Source organism: Saccharopolyspora erythraea (assembly GCF_018141105.1).
Lineage (GTDB): Bacteria > Actinomycetota > Actinomycetes > Mycobacteriales > Pseudonocardiaceae > Saccharopolyspora_D > Saccharopolyspora_D erythraea_A.
The window spans coordinates 576,731-601,895 of sequence record NZ_CP054839.1 but is presented as its reverse complement, the minus strand read 5'-3'; the positions used below and the strand labels follow the sequence as shown (position 1 = coordinate 601,895).

At 71.9% G+C, this 25,165-nt stretch carries 22 protein-coding genes; 9 read left to right on the top strand and 13 right to left on the bottom strand.

All coding sequences use genetic code 11. The annotated features are described in order from the left end of the window. Nucleotides 1-39: 39 nt before the first annotated feature. The 4 genes from HUO13_RS02860 to HUO13_RS02845 form a co-directional block, all read right to left on the bottom strand. On the bottom strand, nt 40-1,158 hold the full coding sequence (locus tag HUO13_RS02860) for an XdhC family protein (RefSeq protein ID WP_211899951.1): 1,119 nt from the start codon (nt 1,156-1,158) through the stop codon (nt 40-42). 19 nt (nt 1,159-1,177) lie between these two features. Continuing rightward, on the bottom strand, nt 1,178-2,272 hold the full coding sequence (locus HUO13_RS02855; protein ID WP_211899950.1) for a vWA domain-containing protein: 1,095 nt from the start codon (nt 2,270-2,272) through the stop codon (nt 1,178-1,180). 7 nt (nt 2,273-2,279) lie between these two features. Further along, a complete protein-coding gene (locus tag HUO13_RS02850) occupies nt 2,280-3,155 on the bottom strand; it encodes an AAA family ATPase (RefSeq protein ID WP_211899949.1) in 876 nt (291 codons plus the stop codon). A 75-nt stretch (nt 3,156-3,230) separates the two neighbouring features. Then, nucleotides 3,231-3,824 (bottom strand): TetR/AcrR family transcriptional regulator, encoded by a 594-nt coding sequence (locus HUO13_RS02845; protein WP_211899948.1) that lies wholly within the window; start codon nt 3,822-3,824, stop codon nt 3,231-3,233. Nucleotides 3,825-3,921: 97 nt separating this feature from the next. Between HUO13_RS02845 and HUO13_RS02840 the strand changes: the two genes are divergently transcribed. Together HUO13_RS02840 and HUO13_RS02835 are read left to right on the top strand one after the other, a co-directional pair. Next, entirely contained in the window at nt 3,922-4,476 is a 555-nt protein-coding gene (locus HUO13_RS02840) for a suppressor of fused domain protein (protein ID WP_211899947.1), read from the top strand. An 80-nt stretch (nt 4,477-4,556) separates the two neighbouring features. After that, a complete protein-coding gene (locus HUO13_RS02835; RefSeq protein WP_211899946.1) occupies nt 4,557-4,790 on the top strand; it encodes a PspC domain-containing protein in 234 nt (77 codons plus the stop codon). Between the two features lie 4 nt (nt 4,791-4,794). Here HUO13_RS02835 and HUO13_RS02830 read toward each other — a convergent pair whose 3' ends face one another. Next, nucleotides 4,795-6,795 carry a beta-N-acetylhexosaminidase family protein gene (locus tag HUO13_RS02830; RefSeq protein WP_249124406.1) on the bottom strand — a complete coding sequence of 667 codons (2,001 nt, stop codon included), beginning with the start codon at nt 6,793-6,795 and terminating at the stop codon, nt 4,795-4,797. A 575-nt stretch (nt 6,796-7,370) separates the two neighbouring features. Between HUO13_RS02830 and HUO13_RS02825 the strand changes: the two genes are divergently transcribed. Beyond that, entirely contained in the window at nt 7,371-8,054 is a 684-nt protein-coding gene (locus tag HUO13_RS02825) for a copper homeostasis protein CutC (RefSeq protein ID WP_211899945.1), read from the top strand. A 175-nt stretch (nt 8,055-8,229) separates the two neighbouring features. Here the strand turns inward: HUO13_RS02825 and groL are convergent, their stop codons facing one another. From groL to HUO13_RS02805, 4 genes are all read right to left on the bottom strand, one after another. After that, nucleotides 8,230-9,864, bottom strand: coding sequence for a chaperonin GroEL (groL, locus tag HUO13_RS02820; RefSeq protein ID WP_211899944.1), 1,635 nt, complete (start codon nt 9,862-9,864; stop codon nt 8,230-8,232). A 526-nt stretch (nt 9,865-10,390) separates the two neighbouring features. Continuing rightward, a complete protein-coding gene (locus HUO13_RS02815) occupies nt 10,391-11,653 on the bottom strand; it encodes a serine/threonine protein kinase (protein WP_211899943.1) in 1,263 nt (420 codons plus the stop codon). Between the two features lie 338 nt (nt 11,654-11,991). Continuing rightward, nucleotides 11,992-12,195: a cold-shock protein gene (locus tag HUO13_RS02810; RefSeq protein ID WP_009951144.1), complete on the bottom strand. Its 204-nt coding sequence runs from the start codon at nt 12,193-12,195 to the stop codon at nt 11,992-11,994. Between the two features lie 245 nt (nt 12,196-12,440). After that, on the bottom strand, nt 12,441-13,124 hold the full coding sequence (locus tag HUO13_RS02805; RefSeq protein ID WP_211899942.1) for a TIGR00266 family protein: 684 nt from the start codon (nt 13,122-13,124) through the stop codon (nt 12,441-12,443). A gap of 160 nt (nt 13,125-13,284) precedes the next feature. Between HUO13_RS02805 and moeA the strand changes: the two genes are divergently transcribed. From moeA to HUO13_RS02780, 5 genes are all read left to right on the top strand, one after another. Next, nucleotides 13,285-14,529: a molybdopterin molybdotransferase MoeA gene (gene moeA, locus HUO13_RS02800; RefSeq protein WP_211899941.1), complete on the top strand. Its 1,245-nt coding sequence runs from the start codon at nt 13,285-13,287 to the stop codon at nt 14,527-14,529. Between the two features lie 61 nt (nt 14,530-14,590). Continuing rightward, nucleotides 14,591-16,570, top strand: a complete 1,980-nt coding sequence (locus HUO13_RS02795; protein ID WP_249124405.1) for a M48 family metallopeptidase — start codon at nt 14,591-14,593, stop codon at nt 16,568-16,570. 1,212 nt (nt 16,571-17,782) lie between these two features. Further along, nucleotides 17,783-18,493 carry a phosphatidylserine decarboxylase gene (locus HUO13_RS02790; RefSeq protein ID WP_211899940.1) on the top strand — a complete coding sequence of 237 codons (711 nt, stop codon included), beginning with the start codon at nt 17,783-17,785 and terminating at the stop codon, nt 18,491-18,493. Beyond that, nucleotides 18,490-19,428 carry a CDP-alcohol phosphatidyltransferase family protein gene (locus tag HUO13_RS02785; protein ID WP_211899939.1) on the top strand — a complete coding sequence of 313 codons (939 nt, stop codon included), beginning with the start codon at nt 18,490-18,492 and terminating at the stop codon, nt 19,426-19,428. Before HUO13_RS02790 ends, HUO13_RS02785 begins: the two co-directional genes overlap by 4 nt. A 170-nt stretch (nt 19,429-19,598) precedes the next feature. After that, a complete protein-coding gene (locus tag HUO13_RS02780) occupies nt 19,599-21,836 on the top strand; it encodes an AAA family ATPase (RefSeq protein WP_211899938.1) in 2,238 nt (745 codons plus the stop codon). A 30-nt stretch (nt 21,837-21,866) separates the two neighbouring features. On the opposite strand, the gene HUO13_RS02775 is transcribed toward HUO13_RS02780, so the two are convergent. Then, nucleotides 21,867-22,502, bottom strand: a complete 636-nt coding sequence (locus HUO13_RS02775; protein WP_211899937.1) for a LytR C-terminal domain-containing protein — start codon at nt 22,500-22,502, stop codon at nt 21,867-21,869. Then, complete coding sequence (locus tag HUO13_RS02770; protein ID WP_211902610.1) at nt 22,502-22,810, bottom strand: DUF3263 domain-containing protein; 309 nt, start codon at nt 22,808-22,810, stop codon at nt 22,502-22,504. The genes HUO13_RS02775 and HUO13_RS02770 overlap by 1 nt, the downstream gene beginning before the upstream one ends. 318 nt (nt 22,811-23,128) lie before the next feature. On the opposite strand from HUO13_RS02770, the gene HUO13_RS02765 reads away from it, so the two are divergent. Next, nucleotides 23,129-23,704 (top strand): peptide deformylase, encoded by a 576-nt coding sequence (locus HUO13_RS02765; RefSeq protein ID WP_211899936.1) that lies wholly within the window; start codon nt 23,129-23,131, stop codon nt 23,702-23,704. A 24-nt stretch (nt 23,705-23,728) separates the two neighbouring features. Here HUO13_RS02765 and HUO13_RS02760 read toward each other — a convergent pair whose 3' ends face one another. Continuing rightward, nucleotides 23,729-24,313: a Uma2 family endonuclease gene (locus tag HUO13_RS02760; RefSeq protein ID WP_211899935.1), complete on the bottom strand. Its 585-nt coding sequence runs from the start codon at nt 24,311-24,313 to the stop codon at nt 23,729-23,731. A 71-nt stretch (nt 24,314-24,384) separates the two neighbouring features. Beyond that, nucleotides 24,385-24,954 carry a Uma2 family endonuclease gene (locus tag HUO13_RS02755; RefSeq protein WP_211899934.1) on the bottom strand — a complete coding sequence of 190 codons (570 nt, stop codon included), beginning with the start codon at nt 24,952-24,954 and terminating at the stop codon, nt 24,385-24,387. Nucleotides 24,955-25,165: the final 211 nt, after the last annotated feature.

The window sequence follows — 25,165 nt, the reverse complement described above, 5'->3', positions numbered from 1 at the left end:
CCAGAGCCTGCTACGTGGAGGGGACACGGGCAAGCGCGCTCACGAGTGATGGTGGATCGGTCCCTCCCGGTCGGACAGTCGCACTCCGCGACCACCCCAGCGCAGGGCGATCAGCTCCGCCGCGATGGACACCGCGGTCTCCTCCGGGGTGCGGGCACCCAGGTCCAACCCGATCGGGGAGCTCAGCCGGTCGAGCTCGCGATCGCCCACCCCGGTCTCGCGCAACCGGGCGATCCGGTCGTCGTGGGTCCGGCGCGAGCCCATCGCCCCGACGTAGGCCAGCCGCTGCCGCAACGCGACCTCGAGCAGCGGCACGTCGAACTTCGGGTCGTGGGTCAGCACCATCACCGCGGTGCGCTCGTCCACCCGGCCCGCCTCCACCTCCGCGGACAGGTAGCGGTGCGGCCAGTCGACCACGACCTCGTCGACCTCGGGAAACCGGCTGCGGGTGGCGAACACGGGCCGCGCGTCGCAGACCGTGACGCGGTAGCCCAGGAACGAGCCGATGCGGGCCATCGCGGCGGCGAAGTCGATCGCGCCGAACACCAGCATCCGCGGCGGCGGTTCGAATGCGTTGACGAACACCCGCATCCCCTCGCCCCGGCGCTGGCCCTGCGGGCCGTACTCCAGGACACCGCTGCGACCGGCGGCCAGCATGCCGCGCGCGTCGTCGGCCACCGCGTCGTCGACGCGCTGTTCGCCGAGCCCGCCGCTGGTCCGGTCGCCCCAGATCACCAGGTGTGCCCCGATGCGGCCGGAGTCCGGGTGCTCGACGACGGTCGCCACCGCGACCGGCTCCTCCAGCCGCACCGACTCGGCGACCTCGCCCAGTTCGGGGAACGACTCCCGGTCGACGCGCTCCACGAAGACGTCGAGGATGCCGCCGCAGGTCAGGCCGACCGCGAAGGCGTCGTCGTCGCTGACGCCGTAGCGCTGCAACGCCGGGCGCTCACCGTCGAGCACCGCCTCGCCCCGCTCGTACACCGCGCCCTCGACGCAGCCGCCCGACACGCTGCCGACCGCCTCGCCGTCGGCGGTGACCAGCATGGCCGCCCCCGGCGGCCGCGGCGCCGAGCGGAAGGTCGCCACCACCGTCCCGAGCCCCACGGCCTGGCCCGACTCGTAGCGCTTGATCAATTCGTCCAGCACGTCTCGCACGACGACTCCCCTGCGGCTCTCAGCGGTCGAGTACCCGCGCCCAGATCTCTTCCAACGCGCGCAGGCTGTGGCCCGCGACCATTCCGTCAACGTGCGGCATGGCGGCAACAATTCCGGACTGCACCGGTTCGTAGCCTTCGTGCCCGGCGTGCGGGTTGGCCCAGATGACCGACCTGGTGAGCCGGCGCAGCCTGCGCATCTGCTCGGCCAGCACCGACACGTCGCCGCGCTCCCAGCCGTCGGAGAACAGCACCACGACCGCGCCGCGAGCCACCCCGCGCTGCCCCCAGCGGTCCAGGAACGCCCGCAGCGTCTCCCCGAGCCGGGTGCCGCCGGAGAAGTCGGGCACCGCCCGGGCGGCGGCGTCGAGCGCCTGCTCCGGGTCGCGCTGCCGCAACTGCCTGCTCACGCGGGTCATGCGGGTACCCAGCGTGAAGACCTCCGTGCTGGCGGGCGAGCGGCGGACGACGACGTGGGCGAAGCGCAGCAGCGAGTCGGCGTAGGGCGCCATCGACCCGGACACGTCGATCAGCAGCACCACGCGGCGCGGCCTGCGCGCCCGGCTCCGGCGCGGCAGCCGCAGGGGCTCCCCGGCGGTGCGCAGCAGTTCGCGCAGCGTGGCGCGGGCGTCCATCTGGCCGCGCCTCGACGGCGCCCGGCGCAGCGCGGGCCGCTGCGGCGGGTCGGGGCGCAGCACCGCGAGCAGCCTGCGCAGGTGCTCCCGCTCAGCGGTACCCAGCTCGGCGAAGTCGCGCCTGCGCAGCACCTCGGCCTCGCTGGCCGCGGCCGACAGCGGCTCGGCACCCTCGTCGCTCTCTCCGGAGGCGGAGGTCAGCGCCGCGATCCGCGCCGGGCGGGGCACGGCGTGGCCGTCCTGCGGCGAGGGCATCGGGTCGTGGCCGAACCAGCAGCCGAAGGCGGTGTCGTAGCGCGGGATGTCGTCGGGGTCGGAGCACAGCGTGAGCCGGCCGGCCCAGTACAGCGAGTCCCGCTCGTCCAGGCCGACCTCCTCGGCGGCGTCGAGGAACGCCTGCACGCGGGAGGGACCGCAGGCCATGCCGGAATGCCGCAGCGCGCGGGCGAACCCCACCAGCCCGATCACCGTGCGGTCCATGTCGTCCTCACTCCCACGCGGCGCGGACCCGCTCGGCGTCCTCCCGGTACTTCAGCACGGCGCCGAGGGTGCTCGCCGCGACCTCGGTGTCCAGCTCGTCCTTGCCGAGCGCCAGCAGCGACTGCGCCCAGTCCAGCGCCTCGGCGACCCCCGGCGGCTTGAGCAGCTCGAGCTGGCGCATCCGCTGCACCGCCGCCGCGACCTGCTCGGCGAGCCGCTCGTCCAGGCCCGGAAGACGCCGCCGCAGGATGGCGACCTCGCGTTCCAGACCCGGGTGTTCGAGCCAGTGGTAGAGGCAGCGCCGCTTGAGCGCGTCATGCACCTCGCGCGTCCGGTTGGAGGTCAGGACGACGATCGGCGGCTCGGCGGCCCGCACCACTCCGTACTCGGGGATGCTCACCGAGTACTCCGAGAGCACCTCCAGCAGGAACGCCTCGAACTCGTCGTCGGCGCGGTCGATCTCGTCCACCAGCAGCACGCAGGGCGCCTCCCGCAGGGCGCGCAGCAACGGCCGGGCGAGCAGGAAGCGGCTGGTGTAGAGCGACGACTCGGCGGCGTCGGGGTCCAGCGAACCGCCGGAGGCGGCCTCCAGCGTGCGCAGGTGCAGCAGCTGCCGGGGGAAGTCCCAGTCGTAGAGCGCCTGCGCGGCGTCGATGCCCTCGTGGCACTGCAACCGGATCAGCTCCACGTCCAGGGCGCTCGCGAGCGCCTGCGCCAGCGCGGTCTTGCCGGTACCCGGTTCGCCCTCGCACAGCAGCGGGCGTCGCATCCGCATCGACAGGAACGCCGCGGTCGCGATCCCGTCATCGGGCAGGTACCCGGTCGCGTCCAGCGCCGCCGCCACGTCGGCCGGCGATTTCATGCCCAGCGCGTCATCGGCCATGCCGCGAGCGTATCCGCCGGAGTCGCGGAAAACACCGGTGCGATCGCGCCGTCCGGCTCGGGACGCGGCCCCTCGTCAGCGCCCCTGCCCGTTGGCCAGCAGGTCCCGCACGGCCTCGACCACGACGACCACCTCGTGCTCGGGGATCTCGTCACCGCGCGTGAGGTTCCGCCGGACGACCGCGATCGGCATGTCGACCACCGCCAGCGAGAACCGGCCGAAGCCCAGCTCGCCGCAGGTCCCCATGCCCCGCGCCACCTCGGCCATCGCGGTGAACATCTCCTCGTTGACCCGGCGCAGCTCGTCCCTGGCCTGCTGGGTCCACTCCGACTCGCCGAACGCCGAGGAACCCGCGAGCAGCACCCGGGCCTCGGCCGTGTTGCGACGTGACCACTCGACCACGTGCCGCGCGGCGGCGACCGCCACCTCCCGCGGCGGACCCGACTCCAGCACCTCGAACAAGCCGGCCCGGAACCGCCGGACGGTCCGCAGCCACAAGGCCGCCAGCAGCGCGGGCTGGTCGGGGAAGCGGTGGTAGACCGAGCCGCTCGGCGCGCCGGCGGCCCGCGCGACCGCGGCCATCGTCACCGCCCTCGGACCGCTCTCGGCCACGATCGCGACCGCTGCGTCCAGGAGCTTGTCCGCGTCGTGGCGTGGTGGCCTGCCCATGGGCCAGAGGCTATGCGCCGCGTGCGTGGAACGGGGAGCCCGAGCATCGCGGTCCGTTGGCCCGGTCCGCCGCGGTCGTCCGTAAGATCCCGGCCATATGAGCCGGTTCAGCGGATTCCCCGCACACGTCGAAGCCCACATCGGGCGGGTCCGTGGCGCCGACAGCAGCACCGCGAGCGGCCGTGAGCGCGGCTACCACCTGGTCTACTGCGACCACCGCGACAGCCCGCACGTGTCGGTGCTGACCAGCGGGCTGCGCATGCGCACCGCGGGCGCGCCGCTGCCGCAGGAGCTGGTGTGCACGGTGCGCGCCGACCAGGAGCGCCAGGCCCGGCACCTCACCGGTGTGATCGCGGAGCTGCTCACCGAGTCGCGCAGCCGGGTCGGCTACGGCGCGCTGATCATGAACGACCGGGCGCTGCTGCCCGGCACCGAGATCGCCGGCGCGCTGGCGGCCCCGCACCCGCACCTGGGTGACGAGTTCGACGTGCTGCTGCACGAGGGGAGTCCGGTGCTGCAGATCATCACGCTGGTGCCGATCACCCGCAACGAGGCGCAGCTCGTCGCCCGCTACGGCAGCGACGTGCTCTACGACCGGTGGGAGGAGCAGCACACCGACCTGCTCGACGTCCACCGCCCGTCCGTGGCCTGACGGCCGCTAGGGGGCGAATCGGGGTCGGCCCGGGGTTCAGCCCCGAAGCCCCGCGGCCCCAGCGGCGGCACGATCGGGGCATGACCGAGAACAGCAACGTCCACTACTTCGACGCCACGCAGACCTCCGAGCCCCGCAGGTTCCGCCGCAGCAGCGAGGACCGCATGATCGCCGGGGTGTGCGGCGGTGCGGCCAGGGCGCTCAACGTCGACTCCGCGATCATCCGGGTCGTCCTCGTCGCGGCCACGCTGCTCGGCTTCGGCCTCGGCATCCTGCTGTACCTCACCTGCTGGCTGATCGTCCCGCAGGAGTGACGCCTCAGCGCAGACCCGGAGCCTGCTCCACGAAGACGTCGAGCACACCGTCGCCGACCCGCACCGGGCCTTGCGGCCTGCTCTCACCGGGCACCGTGTGCACCTGGCCCGCCTGGTCGGCGAGCTTCGAGGCAGCGGCCAGCCGCTCGCCCGCCCGCGCCTCGTCACCGTCGACGCGGGCTTGCAGCCCGTCGAGCGTGCTCAGCAGCGCATCGCCCCACAGCGCGGTGGCGTCCAGCCACGGCCCGGCATCGGAGACGAAGTCCGGCGCCGCCCCGGCGCGGATCCGCTGCGGGGCGTCCTTGATCGCCTGCGCGTAGGCGCGCAGCCCCGCGATCGCACCCGCGCGGTCCCCGGCCTGCCAGGCCCGGTCGAACTCCGCGATGCGGCGGGCCAGCTCGGGCGCGGGCTCCAGCCACGGCTTGCCGCTGGCCAGCGGGGCCATGTGCTCGAGGTCGAAGAACACCAGCAGCGAATCGGCCGTCGCCTGGTCGGCCCCCAGCCCCGGCCTGCCACCCGCGAACCGGTCGCCCGCCAGGTACTCGGCAGCCGCCCGCCACGCGCGCTGCGCGTCGAAGTCCTCGTCGTTCCAGGAGAAGTCGGCGGCACCGATCTCGACGACCTTGCTGGCCGCCGCCTGGTTCATCGGGTTGACCACGTCGCCGACGACCTGCTCGCTCAAACCCGGCTCGCGCCTGGCGTAGGGGCCGAGCATCAGCCGCCCCACGGAGCTGTCGAAGTCGTTGACCGGGTAGTTGTCCCAGATGAACACCTTGCGGCCCCAGACCTTCTCGGCCGCCTTCGCGTCCGCGACGCTGATGCGCCTGGGGATGACGCCATCGCCGGTCCACATGACCAGCACCCGCGGGTCGAGGCCGGTGCGCAGCGCGGTCTTGTACGGCGAGTCCTCCACGTCGGAGTACTCGGTCGGCACCATCTGCAGCGGCGACACGTCGGGGTGCGTGGCGATGAACTCGTGCTGGACCTGGTTGAGCAGGTCGGTCTGGGCCCGCCCGGCCGCAGCCTGCGACGGCGCACCGTAGTGGGCCTGGTCCTGCGGGCAGTTCCAGCGCGTGTAGGAGATGTCGTCCAGCGGGATCGAGAAGTCGCGAACACCCGCGTCGTGGACCGCGCGCAGCTTGTTGACCAGCGTCTGCACCTCGCGCGGGTCGCTGTAGCAGATCGAGTTTCCGGGCGAGAGCGCGAAGGTGAACTTGACGTGGTGCGCGGCGGCCTGCCCGATCAGCTCCTTGACCTCGGCGAGCTTGTCCGGCGGGTACGGGTCGCGCCACTGCTCCCGGTGGTAGGGGTCGTCCTTGGGCGCGTAGACGTAGGTGTTGAGCTTGACGTCGCCGTAGAAGGCGAGCTGGTCCATGCGCTCGGCGTGCGTCCACGGGCTGCCGTAGAAGCCCTCGATGCTGCCCCGGATCGGCATCCGCGGGCTGTCGGACACACCGACCCCGGCGATCCGGCCGGGCGAAGTGAGCTGGCGCAACGTCTGGACCGCGTAGTACGCGCCCGACGGATCGGAGGCGCCCATCACCAGCGTCGGCTGGTCGCCGCCGCGCCCGGCGAGCACGTAACCCTCCGGCGGTGTCGGCATCGGGGCGTGGAAGCCCAGTTCCTGGAGGCCCTTGGTGACCCCGGGCGCACCCCGGTCGCCGAGACGCACCGTCAGGTCGGCGCTCTGCTCGGGCTGGCCCGGCTCGCGGACGAGGACCTCGTCGGCCCCCGCCATCTCCAGCACCCGCACCGCCAGGTCCCGCGTCGGCTTGTCGGCCATCGGATCGACGACGATCTGGACCCGCCCGCGCACCGCGATGTCGTCACCCAGCCGCTCGATCTTCTTCGGCTGCGGCGTCACCTGCGGGACGCCGGTCGCCGGCAGCGCCCCCGACGCCCCCGGCGCGGTCTCCTCGGCGGGCCTGCCGGCGGGCTGGCCGGTGCACCCCGCCAGCAGGGCCACCGCGCCCAGCAGCGCCGCCATCCGGATCCGCCTGCACATGGTGTCTCCAGCCTCTCGCGTCGCCGACCGTGATGTCACAAGGAGATCACACCGCCACCCGCACCGCTCCCGTGCCTCTTCCGGGCGCACCTCCCGCGGGCCCTACCCAGGGTGGGGCCCGGTTCTCATCCCGTCGACCTGGCGCCAGCCCGATCAGACCGGGTCAAGGGGGCACCCCTGATGCCAACCGCAGGCTGCCTCGAAAAATCGCCCCCTTGACGCGGTCTGATAGCCCTCGTGGAGGTCGACGGGATGAGAACCGCCACCACGCCACCGCAAGATGCCTCGAAAACCCGCTCATCCCGGAGACCTGCCGGGGGTCTGGGGGCGGCGAGCGCCCCAGAAACCCCCTCTGAAGGCGACCCGCCAGGCCAGCGTGAGTCCGTCGATAACCCCCGCGCCCCCGCTCCCAAAGTGACCCGCCAGCCCCACAGGATCCGTCGAAAACCCCCGCGCCCCCGCTCCCAAAGCAACCCGCCAGCATCAGCCGTTGCGTCAAAAACCCACGCGCCCCCACCCCCAAAGCACCCCGCAAGACCAAGCCGCCCCACCACCCCCATGGGTACGGTGCCGCCATGACTGCGCTTCTCGAGGTCATCGCACTGGATGCCGAGGACGCCGTGGCCGCGCAGGAGGGCGGGGCAGACCGGCTGGAGTTGGTGCGCGACATCGCCGCCGACGGCCTGACTCCCGACACCGCCACGGTCCGCAGCGTGCTCGCCGCCACCGATCTTCCTGTCCGGGTGATGCTGCGTGAGGACTCCGGCTACCTCGCACACGACGTCGATGCGCTGCGGAGGCGGGCCGGTGAGCTGCGCGAGCTGGGTGTCACCGAGTTCGTCCTCGGCTTCCTCGACGAGCACGGCGAGGTGGACGTCGGGTCCACCCGGAACGTCGTCGCCGAACTCGGCGAGGGATGCCCCTGGACGTTCCACCGCGCCGTGGACCACGCGGTGCACTACCGCCTCGCCTGGAACCACGCCGTATCTCTCGGCCCGGACGCGGTGTTGACCGCCGGAGACCCCGACGGGGTCGGGGAGGGCCTTGCCAACCTGCGTGAACAGGCGGCTACCCAGGACATCGACGGTGTCGTGCTGCTGGCCGGCGGCGGCCTGCGCCAGGAGCACGTCAGCGACTTGCGCGCCGCGGGCGTGCGCGCGTTCCACGTCGGCACCGGCGCCCGCGAGGACTGGTCCACCCCGGTGCGTCCCGACCTGGTGCGCCACTGGCGCAACACCATCGACACCGCAACCCCGTGACAGCCACGCCGTAGAAGCCGAGCCCCGAACACACCACCAGGCCACTGGATACGAACAGGCCCCTGAACAGCCAGGAAGACCGCCGCCCCAGAAACAAAGGCCCCCGCCCTGAACAGCACGAAGGGCCGCCCCCGGAAAGCCCGGGGACGGCCCTTCGAAACCTGCGAGGCAGGACTTACATCATGCCGCCCATGCCGCCCATCGGGTCGGCACCGGCAGCGGCGCCCGCGGCCTCCTTCTCCGGCTTGTCCGCGACCACGGCTTCGGTGGTCAGGAACAGCGCGGCGATGGAAGCGGCGTTCTGCAGCGCCGAGCGGGTGACCTTGGCCGGGTCGATGATGCCCGCGGCCAGCAGGTCCTCGTACTCGCCGGTCGCGGCGTTGAGGCCGTGACCCGGGGTCAGGTTCTTCACCTTCTCCGCGACGACGCCGCCCTCGAGGCCGGCGTTGACGGCGATCTGCTTCAGCGGGGCCTCGACGGCGAGCCGGACGCTGTTGGCGCCGGTCGCCTCGTCACCCTCGAGCTTCAGGCCGTCGAACGCGGCGACGGTCGCCTGCAGCAGGGCCACGCCACCACCGGCGAGGACACCCTCCTCCACGGCGGCCTTGGCGTTGCGGACCGCGTCCTCGATGCGGTGCTTGCGCTCCTTGAGCTCGACCTCGGTCGCCGCGCCGGCCTTGATGACGGCCACGCCGCCAGCCAGCTTGGCCAGCCGCTCCTGCAGCTTCTCGCGGTCGTAGTCGGAGTCCGAGCGCTCGATCTCGGCGCGGATCTCGTTGACCCGGCCGGCGATCTGCTCGTCGTCACCGGCGCCCTCGACGATGGTGGTCTCGTCCTTGGTGACGACCACCTTGCGGGCCTTGCCCAGCAGGGTCAGGTCCGCGGTCTCGAGCTTGAGGCCGACCTCTTCGCTGATGACCTGACCACCGGTGAGGATGGCCATGTCCTGCAGCATCGCCTTGCGGCGGTCGCCGAAGCCGGGGGCCTTGACGGCGACCGACTTGAAGGTGCCGCGGATCTTGTTGACCACCAGGGTCGCCAGGGCCTCGCCCTCGACGTCCTCGGAGATGATCAGCAGCGGCTTGTTGGCCTGCATGACCTTCTCCAGCAGCGGGAGGAGGTCCTTGACGTTGGAGATCTTCGAGCTCAGCAGCAGGATGTACGGGTCGTCCAGCGACGCCTCCATCCGCTCCGAGTCGGTGACGAAGTACGGCGAGATGTAGCCCTTGTCGAAGCGCATGCCCTCGGTGAGCTCCAGCTCGAGCCCGAAGGTGTTGCTCTCCTCGACGGTGATGACGCCTTCCTTGCCGACCTTGTCCATCGCCTCGGCGATGAGCTCGCCGATCTGGCGGTCTCCGGCGGAGATGGCGGCGGTGGCGGCGATCTGGTCCTTGGTCTCGATCTCCTTGGCGCTCTTGAGGAGCTGCTCGGCGATCGCCTCGGTGGCCTTCTCGATGCCGCGCTTCAGCGCGATCGGGCTGGCGCCGGCCGCGACGTTGCGCAGGCCCTCGCGAACCAGGGCCTGGGCCAGCACGGTGGCGGTGGTGGTGCCGTCACCGGCGACGTCGTCGGTCTTCTTCGCCACCTCCTTGACCAGCTCGGCCCCGATCTTCTCCCACGGGTCCTCGAGCTCGATCTCCTTGGCGATGGAGACGCCGTCGTTGGTGATGGTCGGCGCGCCCCACTTTTTCTCGAGCACGACGTTGCGGCCCTTCGGGCCGAGCGTCACCTTGACGGCGTCGGCGAGGGTGTTCATGCCGCGCTCAAGACCGCGGCGGGCGTCCTCGTCGAACGCGATCATCTTGGCCATTGCGGTGTGGTCCTCCACCTGTCTGGACGCCGTGGAGAACCAGGTTCTCCCCACGGCAGGACTCGTGCTCGGCCAGGCTCGGTGCCCGCGACGGACGACCGCTCCCGACGGCACCGTCGTGTGGTGCCGCGAGGACGGCCTCACCGTCCCGACCTGGCACTCGACCTTGCTGAGTGCCAGTACCGTGTTTAGCACTCTCGCGTGGCGAGTGCAAGCGAGGGGGAACTGGTGGGTGACGACTGCCGCAGACCGCCCGGCCCGCACCTCCGACGAGCCCAGTGCCGACCCGCGGACCAGCCCCAGCGCCAACCACCGCCGGCCACACGGAGCAGCCCGGCGCGCCAGCCCGCAGGCGAGCACAGGACCGCCAGCCCGCAGGCGAGCACAGCGCCGACCGCTGCCAGCCCGCGCTCCAGCCCATTGGCGCGCGCGATCGCCGTCAGCTGCCCGGCTGGCAAACCCCGAACGACCCGACAACGCCGGCCCAAGCCGGTGACACCGCCCCGGGACCGCGGACCAGTCTGGGTCAGTCGCCGACGGTCGGCACCTCGGAAGGCAGGTTGTTGCTGTTGTAGGTGGAGGTCCGGGAGCTGGTCGGCTCGGTGGAGCCGCCGCCGGAGCCCAACGAGCCGGCCATCAGCACGAACAGCACCACGAGGACGACCAGTGCGACCACGACCAGCACCGGCACGATCCACTTCGCCGAGCTGCCCGACTTCGTGGCGAACGACGAGGAGCCGACCGGCATAGGGGGGCGCAGGCGGACCGGGTCGCTGGCGGGCGGCGGCAGGGTCTGCGGCATCTGCTGCTGGTACTGCTGCGGCCCGGGGTAGGGCTGCTGCTGCACCGGCGGCGGAGGCGGGTAGGCCTGCTGCGGGTGTTGTTGCACTGGCACCGCACCGGACGGCGGGCCGGGTGGCGCGGCCTCGGCCCGCCTGCGCGCCGCACCCTCGCCTGCCACCGGCGACAGCGCGGCCTTGGCCGCGGTGATCAGGCCCTTGCAGGTCGAGTACCGCTGGTCGGCCTTCTTGGCCATGCCGCGCCGCAGCACGTCGTCGATCTCGGCGGGCAGCACCACCAGCGAGGTCACCTTGGGCGGCTCGCCGTTCAGGTGGCCCTGGATGACCTCCTGCACCTGCCCCTGGAAGGGCGGGCGCCCGGTCAGGCACGCGAAGAGCATGCAGGCCAGCGCGTACAGGTCGGTGCGCCCGTCGACGGGCTCGCCGCGCAGGTGCTCGGGCGCGGCGTAGGTCGGCGAGCCGAGGAAGTCGCCGCTGCTGGTGCGGTGGCCGGTGGCGCCGCGGCGGGTGAGGCCGAAGTCGGCCAGGTACACGTGCTCGCTGGACGACTCGCGCGAGGTGACCAGCACGTTGGCCGGTTTGAGGTCGAGGTGCACGAGGTTGCGCTCGTGCAGCATGTCGAGCGCCTCGGCGACCTGCCCGAGCAGTTCGAGGGTGCGCTGCGCCGAGATCGGCCCGTCCTTGATCTTGCTGGCCAGGTCGGAACCGTCCACCAGCCGCATCGCGATGTAGAGCATGCCGTCGACCTCGCCGAAGTCGTACAGCGGGACGATGTTGGCGTGGTCGATCGCGGAGGTGTTGCGCGCCTCGTCGACGAAGCGCTCGCGGAACTCGGCGTCACCGGTGATGTGCTCACCCATGACCTTGAGCGCGACCTTGCGGCCGAGCCGCGTGTCGGTGGCGCGGTACATCACGCTCATACCGCCGCGGCCGAGCACTGCGTCGATCTTGTAGTGGCCGAGACGGCGCCCGGTGAGGTCTTCCGACACGCGGCGAAGCCTAACGTTTCGCGGTACGCCCCGTCTGCGGGTTCGGTCAAGGTCGACACACACCCGTGACGACTCCGACTCCCGCGCACGGCGGCGATGCCGAATGCGACCGCCGCAGGACAGCGGCGTTGGAGGATGCGGATTAATCCGCGCGCAACCGCGGCACCAACCGCATGGACACTGCTTCGATCGGCCGGAGTTCGATCGGTCAACAAGGACGGATGCGCAACCGCGGCGGCCAGCTACCACCGCTGCGCGATCCTCGCGGCGCACTCGCCGCTGGTGGACGTGCCCGTGACCCGGCAGGCGAGCCGCGCACCGGCCCACGGGCACTCGGGTCAGAGCTTGCGAACGCCGTCAGCCTGGCTGCGACCGTCTCGTCCCGCCTTCACCTCGAATTCCACCCGGTCGCCCTCGGCGAGGGTGCGGAACCCGGACATGTTGATCGCGGAGTAATGGACGAACACATCGGATCCACCGTCAGTGGCGATGAACCCGTAGCCCTTCTCCGAGTTGAACCATTTGACCGTGCCGACCGCCACGGCGTCCTCCTCATGGAAATGTGATGCACGGCGCATTCGCGCCGATGGAGCGAGGGCAACGCTACCGGAGAAAACTGATCCCGTCGCGGGTTCGGCAATGCAACTTTTCCGCGAAACACTGGGCCGAACGGGTGTTTTCGGTGGACACTGACAGTTATCAATCCGGCTGATTCGGGCTGCCGACCACGACTCGCCGCGAAATCCAATCCCCTACCGGTACCAACGCCATTCACCGCTCAGCGGATTCAGGAACGCGAGCCCAATCCGTTCGCCTGGAGCCAGCTCACCAGTCCCCGCGGATTGCGCGTCTGCGTGAGCACCTGCCCCGGTCCGGCGAAATCGAACACGAGTCCCTCACCGCTCTTGAGCGACTGCGCGATTCCCTGATTGATCTGGCGCAGCCTGGTCTGGACCGTGTCGGCATATGCCACCACGTGGCCGGTGTCGATGGTGACGAACTCGCCCGGCTGCAGCGTCATCACGTCCAGCGCGCCGTAGCAGGAGACGACCACCGGGCCCTGCCCGGCGACGTGGGTCATGAACCCGCCCTCACCGCCGAAGAGGTTCTGGAAGCCGCCCCACTGCGTCTCCATCTGCGCGGTGCTGGCCGAGGCCAGCCAGCACCCCCGGGTGACGCACCAGCCGGTGCGCCCGTCGAGCTCGATCACGTTGAGGTCGCCCGGCAGGTTCGGCGCCACGTCCACCCAGCCGCCCTGCTGCGGCGCGGTGTAGGTCGACACGTACAGCGACTCGCCACCGAGCGCCGCGCGCGCCAGCGACTTCAGGAAGCCGCCCTGGGCGCGGGACTCGACCGTCACGCCGTAGCTGGTCGCGAGCATCGCCCCGGACTCGACCAGCACCGGCTCCCCCGGCGCCAGCAGCAGCCGCGCGACGCCGAACGACGGGGTGTGCCGGGTACGTACCTGCACGCCGATCCTCCTTCGAAAAACCGTTGCCGGACCCCCATCGGCCGCGGCGGATCCCCGCCACCAGCCGCCCCGCGGACGTCGGGTGATCCGGTGGTCCGCAGTCTGCCACGCGGCGCGGACGATGGGATTACGCACGCCGGTGGCGACAGCGGTGGGGTCGATGACCGATCATCGGGGCGTGTCGAACGGAACTGGAACCAAGCGGCTGATGCCGGTGACCGAGTACCAGCAGCGCATCGCGGGGCTGCTCGCACCGACCCCGGTCGAGCCGCGTGCGCTGGAGGACTGCCTCGGGCTGGCCCTGGCCACAGACCTCACCGCGTCCATCCCGCTGCCGCCCTTCGACAACTCCGCGATGGACGGCTACGCGGTTCGTTCCGTCGACCTGGCGGCCGCCGACGAGCAGAACCCGGTCGTGCTGCCGGTTCCGGAGGACGTCCCCGCGGGCCGGGTGCAGAACCCGCCCCTGCAGCCCGGCACCGCGCACCGGATCATGACCGGCGCCCAGGTGCCGCCCGGAGCCGACGCCGTCATCCCCGTCGAGCGCACCGACGGCGGCGTCACCGAGGTCCGCGCGTTCGCGCAGGTCCAGCCCGGTGCGCACATCCGCCGCGCGGGCGAGGATGTCGCGTCCGGCGCGACGGTGCTCAACGCGGGCACGTCGCTCACTCCTCCGCAGCTCGGGGTGGCCGCGGCCGTGGGCACCGAGCGGCTGCCGGTGCACCGGCCGGTGCGGGTGCTGATCCTGTCGACCGGTTCGGAGCTGGTGGCGCCCGGTACCCCGCTGGAGCCGGGGCAGATCTACGAGTCCAACGGCCTGATGCTCGCCTCGGCGGTGCGCGCCGCCGGCGCGGACGCGAGGTTGCTGCGCTTCGTCCCGGACGACGTGCACGCCTTCCACGCAGTGCTGTCGCCGCACCTGGACTCCACCGACCTGATCATCACCTCCGGCGGGGTCAGCGCGGGCGCCTACGAGGTGGTCAAGGACGCCCTCAGCGGCAACGGCGTGGAGTTCACCAAGGTCGCGATGCAGCCGGGCATGCCGCAGGGCTGCGGCCGCTACCGAGGCGGCCCGGCGGTGGTGACGCTGCCTGGCAACCCGGTCAGCGCGATGGTGTCCTTCGAGGTGTTCGTGCGCCCGGTGCTGCGCGCCGCCGCCGGGCACTCCCGCACTCAGCGGGAGGTCCGCCAGGCGACGCTGACCGAGGAGCTGGTCGCCCCGGCTGGCAAGCGCCAGTACCGGCGGGCGCTGTTCGACCCCGCGACCGGCGAGGTGCGGACGCAGGGCGGCCCGGGTTCGCACCTGCTGACGGCGATGGCGGCGGCGAACTGCCTGCTGGAGATCCCGGAGGAGACGACCTCGCTACCCAAGGGCTCCACAGTGGACGTGCTGCTGGTGGATTGACGCCCGACAGTTTTCCACGAAGACTGCACCCCACCCGCCCCGTCCGACCTCGACCGGGAGTTTGAGCACATTGCGTGGCCCCTGGCGCGCCGCCCTCGCGTTGGCGCTGCACATCGGCTTCTTCGCCCTTCCGATCGGGCTCGTCTTCGGCCTGCTCGCGATCGCGGTGTTCATATTCGGATACGACCGGGGCAGCAGCCTGCGCGTGGCGCTGGTCGCACTGGTCGTCGGCGCCGTGCTGGGCGCCGGCATGCGCGCCGTGCTGCGTTCCCGCACTCGCCCGCGCGGCGTCGCGCTGAGCAGGTCCGAACACCCGCAGCTGTGGAAGGCGGTCGACGCGATCTGCTCGGCCGCCCACACCGCCGAACCCGACGAGATCCGCGTCACCTCCGAACCCAACGCCTTCGTCCGGGAGGACACCGCGCTGCTGGGCCTGCGGTCCCGCGCCCGGTACCTGGAGGTCGGCCTGCCGCTGCTGGCCGGGCTCACGGTCAGCGAGCTGCGCGCGGTGCTGGCCCACGAGATCGGCCACCTCGCGGCGCGCGGCAGGCTGACCGCGATGGCCTACCGGGCGTCCACCAGCGTGGAGCGCGCCGCCTCCGACCTGACCGGCGGCCCGACGAAGTGGCTCTTCGGCGGCTACGCCCGCCTCTACACCGCTGCCGCCGGCACCACCAGCCCGGACCTTGAGCTGGCCGCCGACGCGGTCGCGGTGCGGGTCACCGGCAAGCGCGCGGCGGTGACCGCCCTGCGCAAGGCCACCGCCATCGAGTTCGGCTGGCGCGAGTACGCCGAGAGCTACCTCAGCATGGCGGTGAGCGTCGAGCGCACGCCGGACGTGCTGCTCGGCTTCCGGGCGTTCATGGAGAACAGCGTCCGCAAGCCCAAGCTCGCCGAACGCGCCAAGCAGGCGATCGCCGCGGAGTCCGCCGGGGAAAGCGGCCACCCGACCACGCGCGAGCGCATCGCCGTGATGAAGCGGCTGAGCGGCGCCGACAAGGAGCTCGACGACCGTCCGGCGTTCGCGCTGCTGCGCAACCCGCGCAAGAGCGTGCCCGCGCTGGAGAGCCGGCTCCTGGTCGACGGGCTCGGCCCGCGCATGCCGTGGCCGGAGCTGGCGAGGCTGGCCGGTGCCGAGCACGTCGCGCACCAGGCGTCGCTGCTCAGCTCGGCGGTCGCGCAGAGCGGGATCACGACCGATCCGGCCATCGGCGGCGTCCTGCAGGCGGTGCACCGCGGCGAGGGGCCGGACCTGGTGAACCCGGTGCTCAACCCCGGTCTCGCCCCCGACCGCATAGCCGAGGCGGCGGTCGACACGCTCACCGAGCTGCTCGGCGGAGCGGTGGTCGACGCGCTCGTGTCGGCAGGGCGGGCACACCACGAGCTGGACTGGGCCGGGCCGTCGGTGGTCCGGCTGACCAACGGGCACCCGCTCGACCCGGACCGGCTGGTCCGCCCGGCCGTGGCGGATCCCCGGCTGGTGCCGGGGCTGCATCGGGCGCTGGTCGACCTCGGGGTCCCGCTGAACCACTCCAGGCCCCCGGCCGACGAACCCGAGGCGTCGGTGGCGGGCATCGTCAGCCCCGTCGAGCTGGCCGGGTCGCGCTACGACATGGTCGTCACCGATCGCGGGCTGGTGCTCCTGCCCAGCACGGCCAGCACCGCGCAACGGCTGCTGGCGGGCGCGGTCGCCCGCGCGGGCCGGGCGGAGCGGGACCAGCTCGCGGATCTGGCGGCGGCGCGGGTGGCGAAGCTGCGCGAGCGGACGGACGCGCAGTGGGTCGACAGCCGCGACGTCGCGTCGGCCCGGCTGCTGCAGGAGCGGCGGGGCTGGACCCTCGTCCTGGATCTCTACCTCGACGAATACGCGGTGTCATCGCTCGACGCGGGGTCGGTCGCGCCGGGTGCCGACGACGCGGCGACGGCCGAACTGCGCAGCACCCCGGACTCCCTGGAGCACGGCGACCCCTACGGCGGCCTCGGAGAGCTGATGGGCGCGAGGATGGACATCGACGACCAACGTGATCTCACGGAAGAGTGAAAACGATCAGGACGAGCGATGACTCCGGGTCACTGAAACGCGCTCCAATGTCCTCCAATAGCGGCTACGGACTTTCTGTGAACTCAATTACACTGAAAACCGCGTAACAACCCGTCGATCCACTACATCTCAAAGACGTCCGCACTCGCCGACCGGGCCGGAAGCCCGCGGTGAACTTGCGGGACGGAGACCGGGACCGTGTGCCGTCGGGGGGTGCACGGACCCGCATCGGGGGAGGCCGTTTGGCGCCAACGGGGAGGCGCTTTGCGGTCGCGGTATCGGGACGGCACCGGCGCTTCGGGGGCGTCGGTCCCGTCCCGATCCGGCTTTCAGGGGTTTGTCACAGTGCGTGGCGGTTGGCGTACGTGTCGGACACACGACACACCGGGGCATGTCGGGACATCAGCGTGTCGGGCACGCGGGTGAGGCGCCCGGCACCCCAGCGAAGCGGTCTGCCAGGCGGCGCGAGGCGGTCATGTCGGCGCGCAGGGCGAATGGGAGCGCGCCCCACACGATGACGCGAAGCGGACACGCCGCGTGTAGTCCCAGCGCACGCCCGGTGAACCCGGTGCACACCCGGCGAATCCCGTACAAGCCCGGCGAACGCCCGTACACGCCCGGCAAACCCCGCACAAGCCCGGCAAACCCCGCACAAGCCCGGCGAGCCCTGTGCACGCCCGTCGGAACCCGTGCAGCTAGCCGACCCGCGACAGCCATCCCGCTCCCAACACCCAGGTGCGGCGAAACCACGCCGTGCCCGACACACCGGCGCGTGTCGGGCACCCACCTGCGCCCCGGCGTGTCCGACTCCGACACCCGTCGTGCCTCCTGGCACGTGGCGTGCCTCGTGTCTGACGCCCGTTGTGGCGCGTTCCCCGCACCGGGCGTGTCTCATGCCCGCCTCGCGCGTGCCAGAGGCCCGCCGTGCCTGACGCCCCGGCGTGTCCGACATCCCCCAGATCCGAGACCGCCGCGTGTCGGTTGCCGGTCGCCGCCGTCGGCGTGGCGTGCGCCGCGCTCGCCGCGCAAGCCGGTGAGGTTGCCCATATCCGCTGGTCAGACGGTTGTGTTCGATCAACCGCGCCCCCTGTAGCGGGTAGGCTTGGCGCGTCCGCGATGCTGTATCGACGACAGGGCGGCTCGTGCCGCCGTCGGCGGTGGGCAGGCGTGCCCGCCGCACCATGACCTCCGACGCAGGGGCGTAGTACCTCGATGAGCACCGAGCAAGAACCGAAGACAAGCCCGCTGACGCACTTGGTCGCGCTCGCCCGCGACACGGTCCCGCCGATGCACCCCGCCGGACGGCCCTTCGTGCTCGGCGCCGCCGTCGCGACCCTGCTGCTGCGCCGGCGCTGGCGCGGCGCCGGGGTGCTGGGCGGCATCCTCACCGCCTGGTGCGCGTGGTTCTTCCGCGAGCCCCGCCGGACCACCCCGAACCGCGACGGCATCGCGGTCGCCCCCGCCGACGGCACGGTCGCGCACGTCGAGAAGGCCGTCCCGCCCGCCGAGCTGGGCCTGGGGCCCGCCCCGATGACGCGCGTCAGCGTGTTCCTCACCATCTTCGACGTGCACGTCCAGCGCGTGCCGCTCTCCGGCGAGGTCACCAAGGTCTCCTACCGCGCCGGCAAGTTCCTGTCCGCGGACCTGGACAAGGCCAGCGAGGACAACGAGCGCAACTCGATGCTCATCCGCGGCGCCGACGGCACCGAGGTCGCCGTCGTGCAGATCGCCGGGCTCGTCGCGCGCCGGATCGTCTGCTCCGCCTCCGAGGGCGACCAGGTCCTGGCCGGCCACACCTACGGTCTGATCCGCTTCGGCTCCCGCGTCGACCTCTACGTCCCCGCGGACAGCCGCGTCCTGGTCGAGCCGGGCCAGCGCACCATCGGCGGCGAGACCGTCATAGCCGAACTGGCCCGCGCATGAGCATGCGCGACACCCCAGGCGTCCGGCTGCTGCCCAACGCCATCACCGTCCTCGCGATGTGCGCCGGGCTCTCCGCCGTGATGTTCGCGCTGAACGAGCAGCCGACCGGCGCCATCGCCGCGATCGGGGTGGCCGCCGTGCTGGACGCCCTGGACGGCCGGATAGCGCGCCTGCTGGACGCGACCACCAAGATGGGCGCGGAGCTGGACTCGCTGTCGGACGCGATGTCGTTCGGTGTCGCTCCCGCGCTGACGCTGTACGTGTGGCAGTTGCAGGACAACCGGGCGGGCTGGGTCGTCGCGCTGATCTTCGCGGTGTGCATGGTGCTGCGCCTGGCGCGTTTCAACACGCTGCTGGAGGACACCGCCCAGCCGCCGTTCGCCAAGGAGTTCTTCGTCGGCGTGCCCGCCCCGGCTGCCGGCCTGCTCGCACTGCTGCCGCTGACCCTGACCGCGCACTTCGAGCACCTCGGCTGGTGGTCGCAGCAGCCGGTGGTGATGGTGTGGGTGATCGCCGTGGCCGCGCTGGCGGTGAGCCGGCTGCCGACGCTGTCGCTCAAGACGGTCCGGGTGCCGCCGAAGGCCGTCGCCCCGCTGCTGGTTGCCGTCGCGGTGCTGGCCTCCGGGATCATCACGTTCCCGCTGATCTCGCTGGCCATCGCGATGGTGGTGTACCTGCTGCACATCCCGTACGCGGTGTACCGGTACCGCTGGCTGGCCTCGCACCCGGAGGCGTGGGAGGCCGCGCCGCGCGAGCGGCGCGCGATCCGGCGCCGCACGCAGCGGCTCGGCCTGCGGCCGCCGCTGCGCCGCAGCGTGGCGGGCGCACCGCCGCGGATGCGGCTGCCCCGCCGCGGCGGCCGCCCGGAGGGCCCGCGCCGCAGCTGGCGGCGCCTCGGCCTGCGCCGCAACCGCGACGACTCCGCACCGCGCTAGAGCCGCCGAGGACTGGCACCGGGCAGCGGCGGCACCGGGCCGGCGAGTGGGAAACCGCAACCGGCGCAGCGCCGATCACCTCACTCGGCAGATGCGGTCGAGCGCCACGGGCCTCGACACCCGTCCGCCGCGTGGCTGAGGTGGGCGGCCGCGGCGATTAAGCTGCGGCCGTGCCCTCGCTCACACTCACCGCACGCCTGTCGCCGTCGGCCCTCGACACCCGGCGCGGGGTCGTCCGCCTCCACCCCGAAGTGCTCGACGCGCTGGGGCTGCGCCCGTGGAGCGCGGTGGAGCTGACCGGCAGCCGCGTCACCGTCGCGCTCGCCGCGGCGGCTCCGCCGGGCGGGCCGACCGGTGTGGTGCTGCTCGACGACGTCGCGCTGACCAACCTCGGCCTGTCCGAGGGCGCCGAGGTCGGGGTCTCCTCCGCCGAGGTCCGCACCGCGCACCGCATCCGCGTCGCGGGGTCGCGGATGGCGACCGCCACGGTCTCGGCCGACACCGTGCGCATGGCACTGACCGGGAAGGTCTTCCGCACCGGCGACACCGTGTCGCTGCTGCCGCAGGACGTGGCGCCCGCACCCGGCTCCGACGCGGGCGAGGTGCGGCGCAAGCTCTCCGCGGCGATCGGGATGACCTGGACCAACGAGCTGATCACCATCACCGCCACCGACCCGGACGGCGTCGTCGCGGTGAAACCGTCCACAGTGGTCGAATGGCGGGCGGACGCCTTCACCCCGGCCTCCCCGGACAACGGCGTCGGGCCGCAGCCGCCGGCCGTCGAGCCCGCGTCGGCGCCGCCGGCCGCACCGGCCGAGAGCCCTGTCGCGGTGTCGGACCTCGCCGGGGCCAAGGACAGCGCCAACAGGCTCGACGAGTGGCTCCGGCTGTCGTTCGAGCAGCCCGAGCTGCTGCGCCGCCTCGGCGCCACCCCGCACCTCGGCGTGCTGGTCAGCGGCCCCTCCGGGGTCGGCAAGGCGACGATGGCCCGCGCGGTCGCGGCGTCGGTCGGCGCCCGGACCGTCGAGGTCAGTGCGCCCAGCATCGCCGCGCTCGAGACCCGCACCGCCGCGCAGCGGTTCCAGGACGCGCTGGGCCGGGCGAGCGCAGCGGCGGCCGGGGACGGCGGGTGCGTGCTGCTCATCACCGACGTCGAAGACCTGCTGCCCGCGTCCGACCCACCCCCGCTGGCCACGGTCGTGCTCGACGCGCTGAAGGGCGCGATCGCCACCGAACGCCTCGCCGTCGTGGTGACCAGCGCACACCCGCAGTCGGTGGACCCGCGCCTGCGCGAACCGGGGCTGGTCGACCGCGAGCTGACCATCGGCCTGCCCGACGCCGCCACGCGAACCGACCTGCTGCGGGTGCTGCTGCGCAACGCGCCGCTGGAGGCCGACGTGCGGCTCGCCGAGGTCGCCGAGCGGGCGCCCGGCTTCGTCGCCGCGGACCTGCTGGCGCTGTGCCGGGAGTCGGCGGTGATGGCTGCGCTGCGCCACCGGGGCGAGCCGGGAGCCGACGACGCCCGCATCCGCCAGCAGGACCTGCTCGACGCGCTGTCGTCGGTCCGCCCGATCTCGATGTCCACATCGGACGATCTGCAGACCGGCGGTCTGACGCTGGACGACGTGGGTGACATGGCCGAGGTCAAGCAGTCGTTGACCGAGGCGGTGCTGTGGCCGTTGCAGTACCCGGACTCCTTCACCCGGCTGGGGGTCCAGCCGCCGCGCGGGGTGCTGTTCTACGGCCCGCCCGGCTGCGGGAAGACGTTCCTCGTGCGCGCCCTGGCGGGCAGCGGCCGGCTCAACGTGCTGTCGGTCAAGGGCGCGGAGCTGATGGACAAGTTCGTCGGTGAGTCCGAGCGGGCGGTGCGGGAGCTGTTCCTGCGCGCCGCGAACGCCGCTCCCGCGCTGGTCTTCCTCGACGAGGTGGACGCGCTGGCCCCGCGTCGCGGGCAGTCGTCGGACTCCGGCGTCGGCGACCGCGTGGTGGCGGCGCTGCTCACCGAGCTCGACGGCGTCGAGCCGATGCGCGACGTCGTGGTCCTCGGCGCGACAAACCGCCCGGAGCTGGTCGACCCGGCGCTGCTGCGCCCCGGAAGGCTGGAGCGGCTGGTGTACGTGCCGCCGCCGGACGCCGACGCGCGCGAGGCGATCCTGCGCTCTGCGGCGAAGAACACGCCGCTGGCGTCCGATGTGGACCTCAGCGCGCTGGCGGTGTCGCTGGAGGGCTACTCTGCGGCCGACTGCGCGGCGCTGATCCGGGAGGCGGCCCTCACCGCGATGCGGGAGTCCCTCGCCGCCGCGGAGGTTTCCGCCTCGCACCTGAAGACCGCTCGCGGCGCGGTCCGGCCGTCGCTCGACCCCGCGCAGCTCGCCTCGCTGGAGGCGTACGCCGACTCCAGGCGCTGAGGCGGCGAGCAGGCACGCGGCCCGCGCAGGTCACTTCCCCTGCGCGGGTCCCTTGTAGTCGTTGGTGACGATCGCGATCACGCCGGGGCTGGCCGTCTCGATGCCGGGGAACCGCGGTTCCATCCGGGCGCCGAACTGCGACGCGACCACCTTGGCCTGCTGCTCCTCCTCGGTGCCGGGCCGGAAGTAGACCGTGGTCGTGTAGATGCGGCCCGCGGAGTAGTTGCCGACCTCCGGGACGTCGTAGCCGGCGCGGCGGAAGTCCTCCGACGCGCGGTGCGCGAGCCCGGCGATGGTGCTGTTGTTGTAGACGCGAACGATGATCCGCGCCTGGGCGACATCGCCCGGCACCTCCGGAGACGGCTTGGGCGGCTGGGTCTCCTGCGCGGGCGGGAGCGGCGGCGGCGACTGGGGCCGCGTCTCCGGCGGCGGAGGCGGCGCCTGGGTGTCAGGGGCTGGCGGCTCCTGCGGCGGCACCGGCGGCGGGTTCTGCACCGACGAGGCGACCGGCGGATCGGCGGGCGGCGTCGGCTGCGCGGTGTCGCGCGGGTCGCCGGAGACCGCGGTGCTCACGCCGACCACGGCAGCCACCACCCCGACGCCGATCAGCCCGAAGCCGGCGAGTTTGGTTCTGGAGGGCCCGGAGGACGGTTCCCCTGTAGTCATCAGTGCAACTCGATTCCCAGATCGCGAGCGGACCGGCCCCGCTGCCGGCTGGTCCGCACCTTACGCAGCCTCTTGATCAACATCGGATCGGCCCGGAACGCCGCGGGGTTGTCCAGCAAGGCGTTGAGCAACTGGTAGTAGCGCGACGCCGACATGTCGAACAGCTCGCGGATCGCCTGGTCCTTGCGGCCCGCCGACTTCCACCACTGCCGCTCGAAGGCCAGGATGCTCCACTCCCGCTCGCCGAGTTCGCCGTCGGAGGGCAGCGGGGCCACGCGGTCGTGCTCCGGGGCCGCCTGTCGCGGCATCGCGTCGGTGATCCGCGCGATCGGTTCGGTGAGGGGCTCGGCGAGCCGCAGATGCCGGCCGGACGCTTCCAAAAGCTGTTCGTGTTGCTGTACGGTTCGTGCCAGTTGCTCGCACTGACGGGCGATCTCCTGCACGGTCAGCATCTGGGCGGCGTCCATCTGGCTCCTCGCCTAGCGATTCGGGTCTGGCGGTTTTCCCGTTTTCGCGCCGAATCACACGCGTGTGATTCCACTGTTCATTACACCATGCCCCGCCCCTCGACGTGGTCAGGTAGCACCCGCGCGTAGTCGCGGCGGCAGGCCGATACCCTGCGCTGCATGGCTGTCCACCCCATCCGCATCGTCGGCGACCCGGTGCTGCACAACCCGACCCGCCTGGTGGAGAACTTCGACGACGAGCTGCGCACGCTCGTCGACGACATGTTCGAGACCATGGCCGCCGCTAGCGGTGTCGGACTCGCGGCCAACCAGATCGGCGTCGACCTGCGGTTGTTCGTCTACGACTGCCCGGACGACGAAGGCGTCCAGCACCGGGGCGTCGTGGTGAACCCCGTCCTGGCGACCTCCGAGGTCCCGGAGAGCATGCCCGATCCGGATGACGACTGGGAAGGGTGCCTCTCGGTGCCGGGCGAGTCGTTCCCCACCGGACGCGCCGACTGGGCGAAGGTGACGGGGTCCGATGTGGACGGCGACCCGGTCGAGGTGGAGGGCACCGGCTTCTTCGCGCGCTGCCTCCAGCACGAGACCGACCACCTGGACGGGTTCCTGTACCTGAGCAGGCTGGTCGGCAGGCACGCCCGGGCGGCGAAGAAGTCCGTCAAGCGCAACGGCTGGGGCGTACCGGGCATGTCCTGGGACCCGTCGGAACACGGCGACCCCTTCGCCGACGACTGACGCGGCGGCCGGAGGGTCCGGCGCTCAGAACTCGGCGGTGTCGAGGGAGAACCCGAACGGCTCCGGAACCTCGAGCACCTCGCCGAAGCGGACCTCGGAGCACCGGAGGTAGGCGGCGTTGTGCGGTTCGGAGTACAGCCGCACCACCGACCCGCCCTTCGCCCACGGATCGACGAGCAGGTACAGCGGAGCTCCGGCGTGGGCATAGCTCCACAGCTTGAGCTCGCGGTCCCCCGCCGACTCGGCCTTGCCCGAGATCTCGGCGACCAGAAGGGTTTTCTCCGCCTCGACCGACACCGCGTCCGAAGGCGCCCGCGATTCCGGAGCCACCAGCAGGTCCGGGATGAAGAGGCTGCGCCTTGACGGGATGACAACGCTGACGGTCCGGAAAACGGCCGCGTCGCGCGGACTTCGCGCCGCGAGGTGACGACGGAGGACGTCGACGATCTGACCGTGCCGGTACTCCGGCGGGGAAACCGGGACCAGCCGCTCCTCGATCAGTTCCAGCCGCCAGCCATCCGGGATGTTGAGGCCCTGCCAGGCCCCGACCAGGTACTCCCAGTTCGCCCACAGCGGCGGCGCCTGCTGACCACTTGGGGTGTACACCATGTGATGCAGACTACAACTCGTCTCGAAACGCATCGTCGCTGGTCATCGATGCCAAGAATACTGAAGGAAATTCAGAATCGATCGGTGTCGAGAGTCAGGCGGAACGGCTCGGGCAAATCGATCGGCTTGCCGAACGGAACGCGGCGGGATTCGCGATAGGCACCGTTCTCCGGACCTGAATACAGCTCGACCACCGGACCGCCCTCGGCGAAGCGATCGATCAGCAAGTACAACGGCACAGCGGCGTGTGCATAGCTCCAGAGCTTCGTCTTGCGATCGACGTCGGCGTTCCCCTGCGAAGTGATCTCGACGACGAGCAACGCCTTCTCGGCGGGCATCGGCCCCACCCCCGAGGGAACGTCTTCACGAGGCACGACCATCAGGTCGGGAATGAACAGTCCACTCCTCAGGGGCACTCCCACTCCCGCAGTCTGAAAAATCGCCCACTCGTCCGGAATCCCGCGAACCAGGGCGCGGTGGACAAGGTCGGCGATCAGGTTGTGCGGATAGCCCGGCGGCGGGGTCATCACGATCCTTCCCTCGATGATCTCCGCGCGCCAGCCCTCCGGGACGTCCAGCTCCTGCCAGGTGTGGACCAGGTCTTCCCAGCCCATCAGCGGAGAAACCGGAGCAACGCCCATAGCGCGGTCACCTCCTGTGTCGGAATGATCACGCATCGTATCTCCCGTCTCCGACAGAATCCGTTTTCCCTGGTCACCAGCGTAATGCCAATCGGTGTTGCCGTCATCGGAGTGATGCGGGGTTGGCAGGCCGGGATCTCCCGGCTAACGTCTGGGCCCGAAAACCACACACCGCGGGAGCTCGCACCAACAGCGGGCTGAGAGGGCGGCT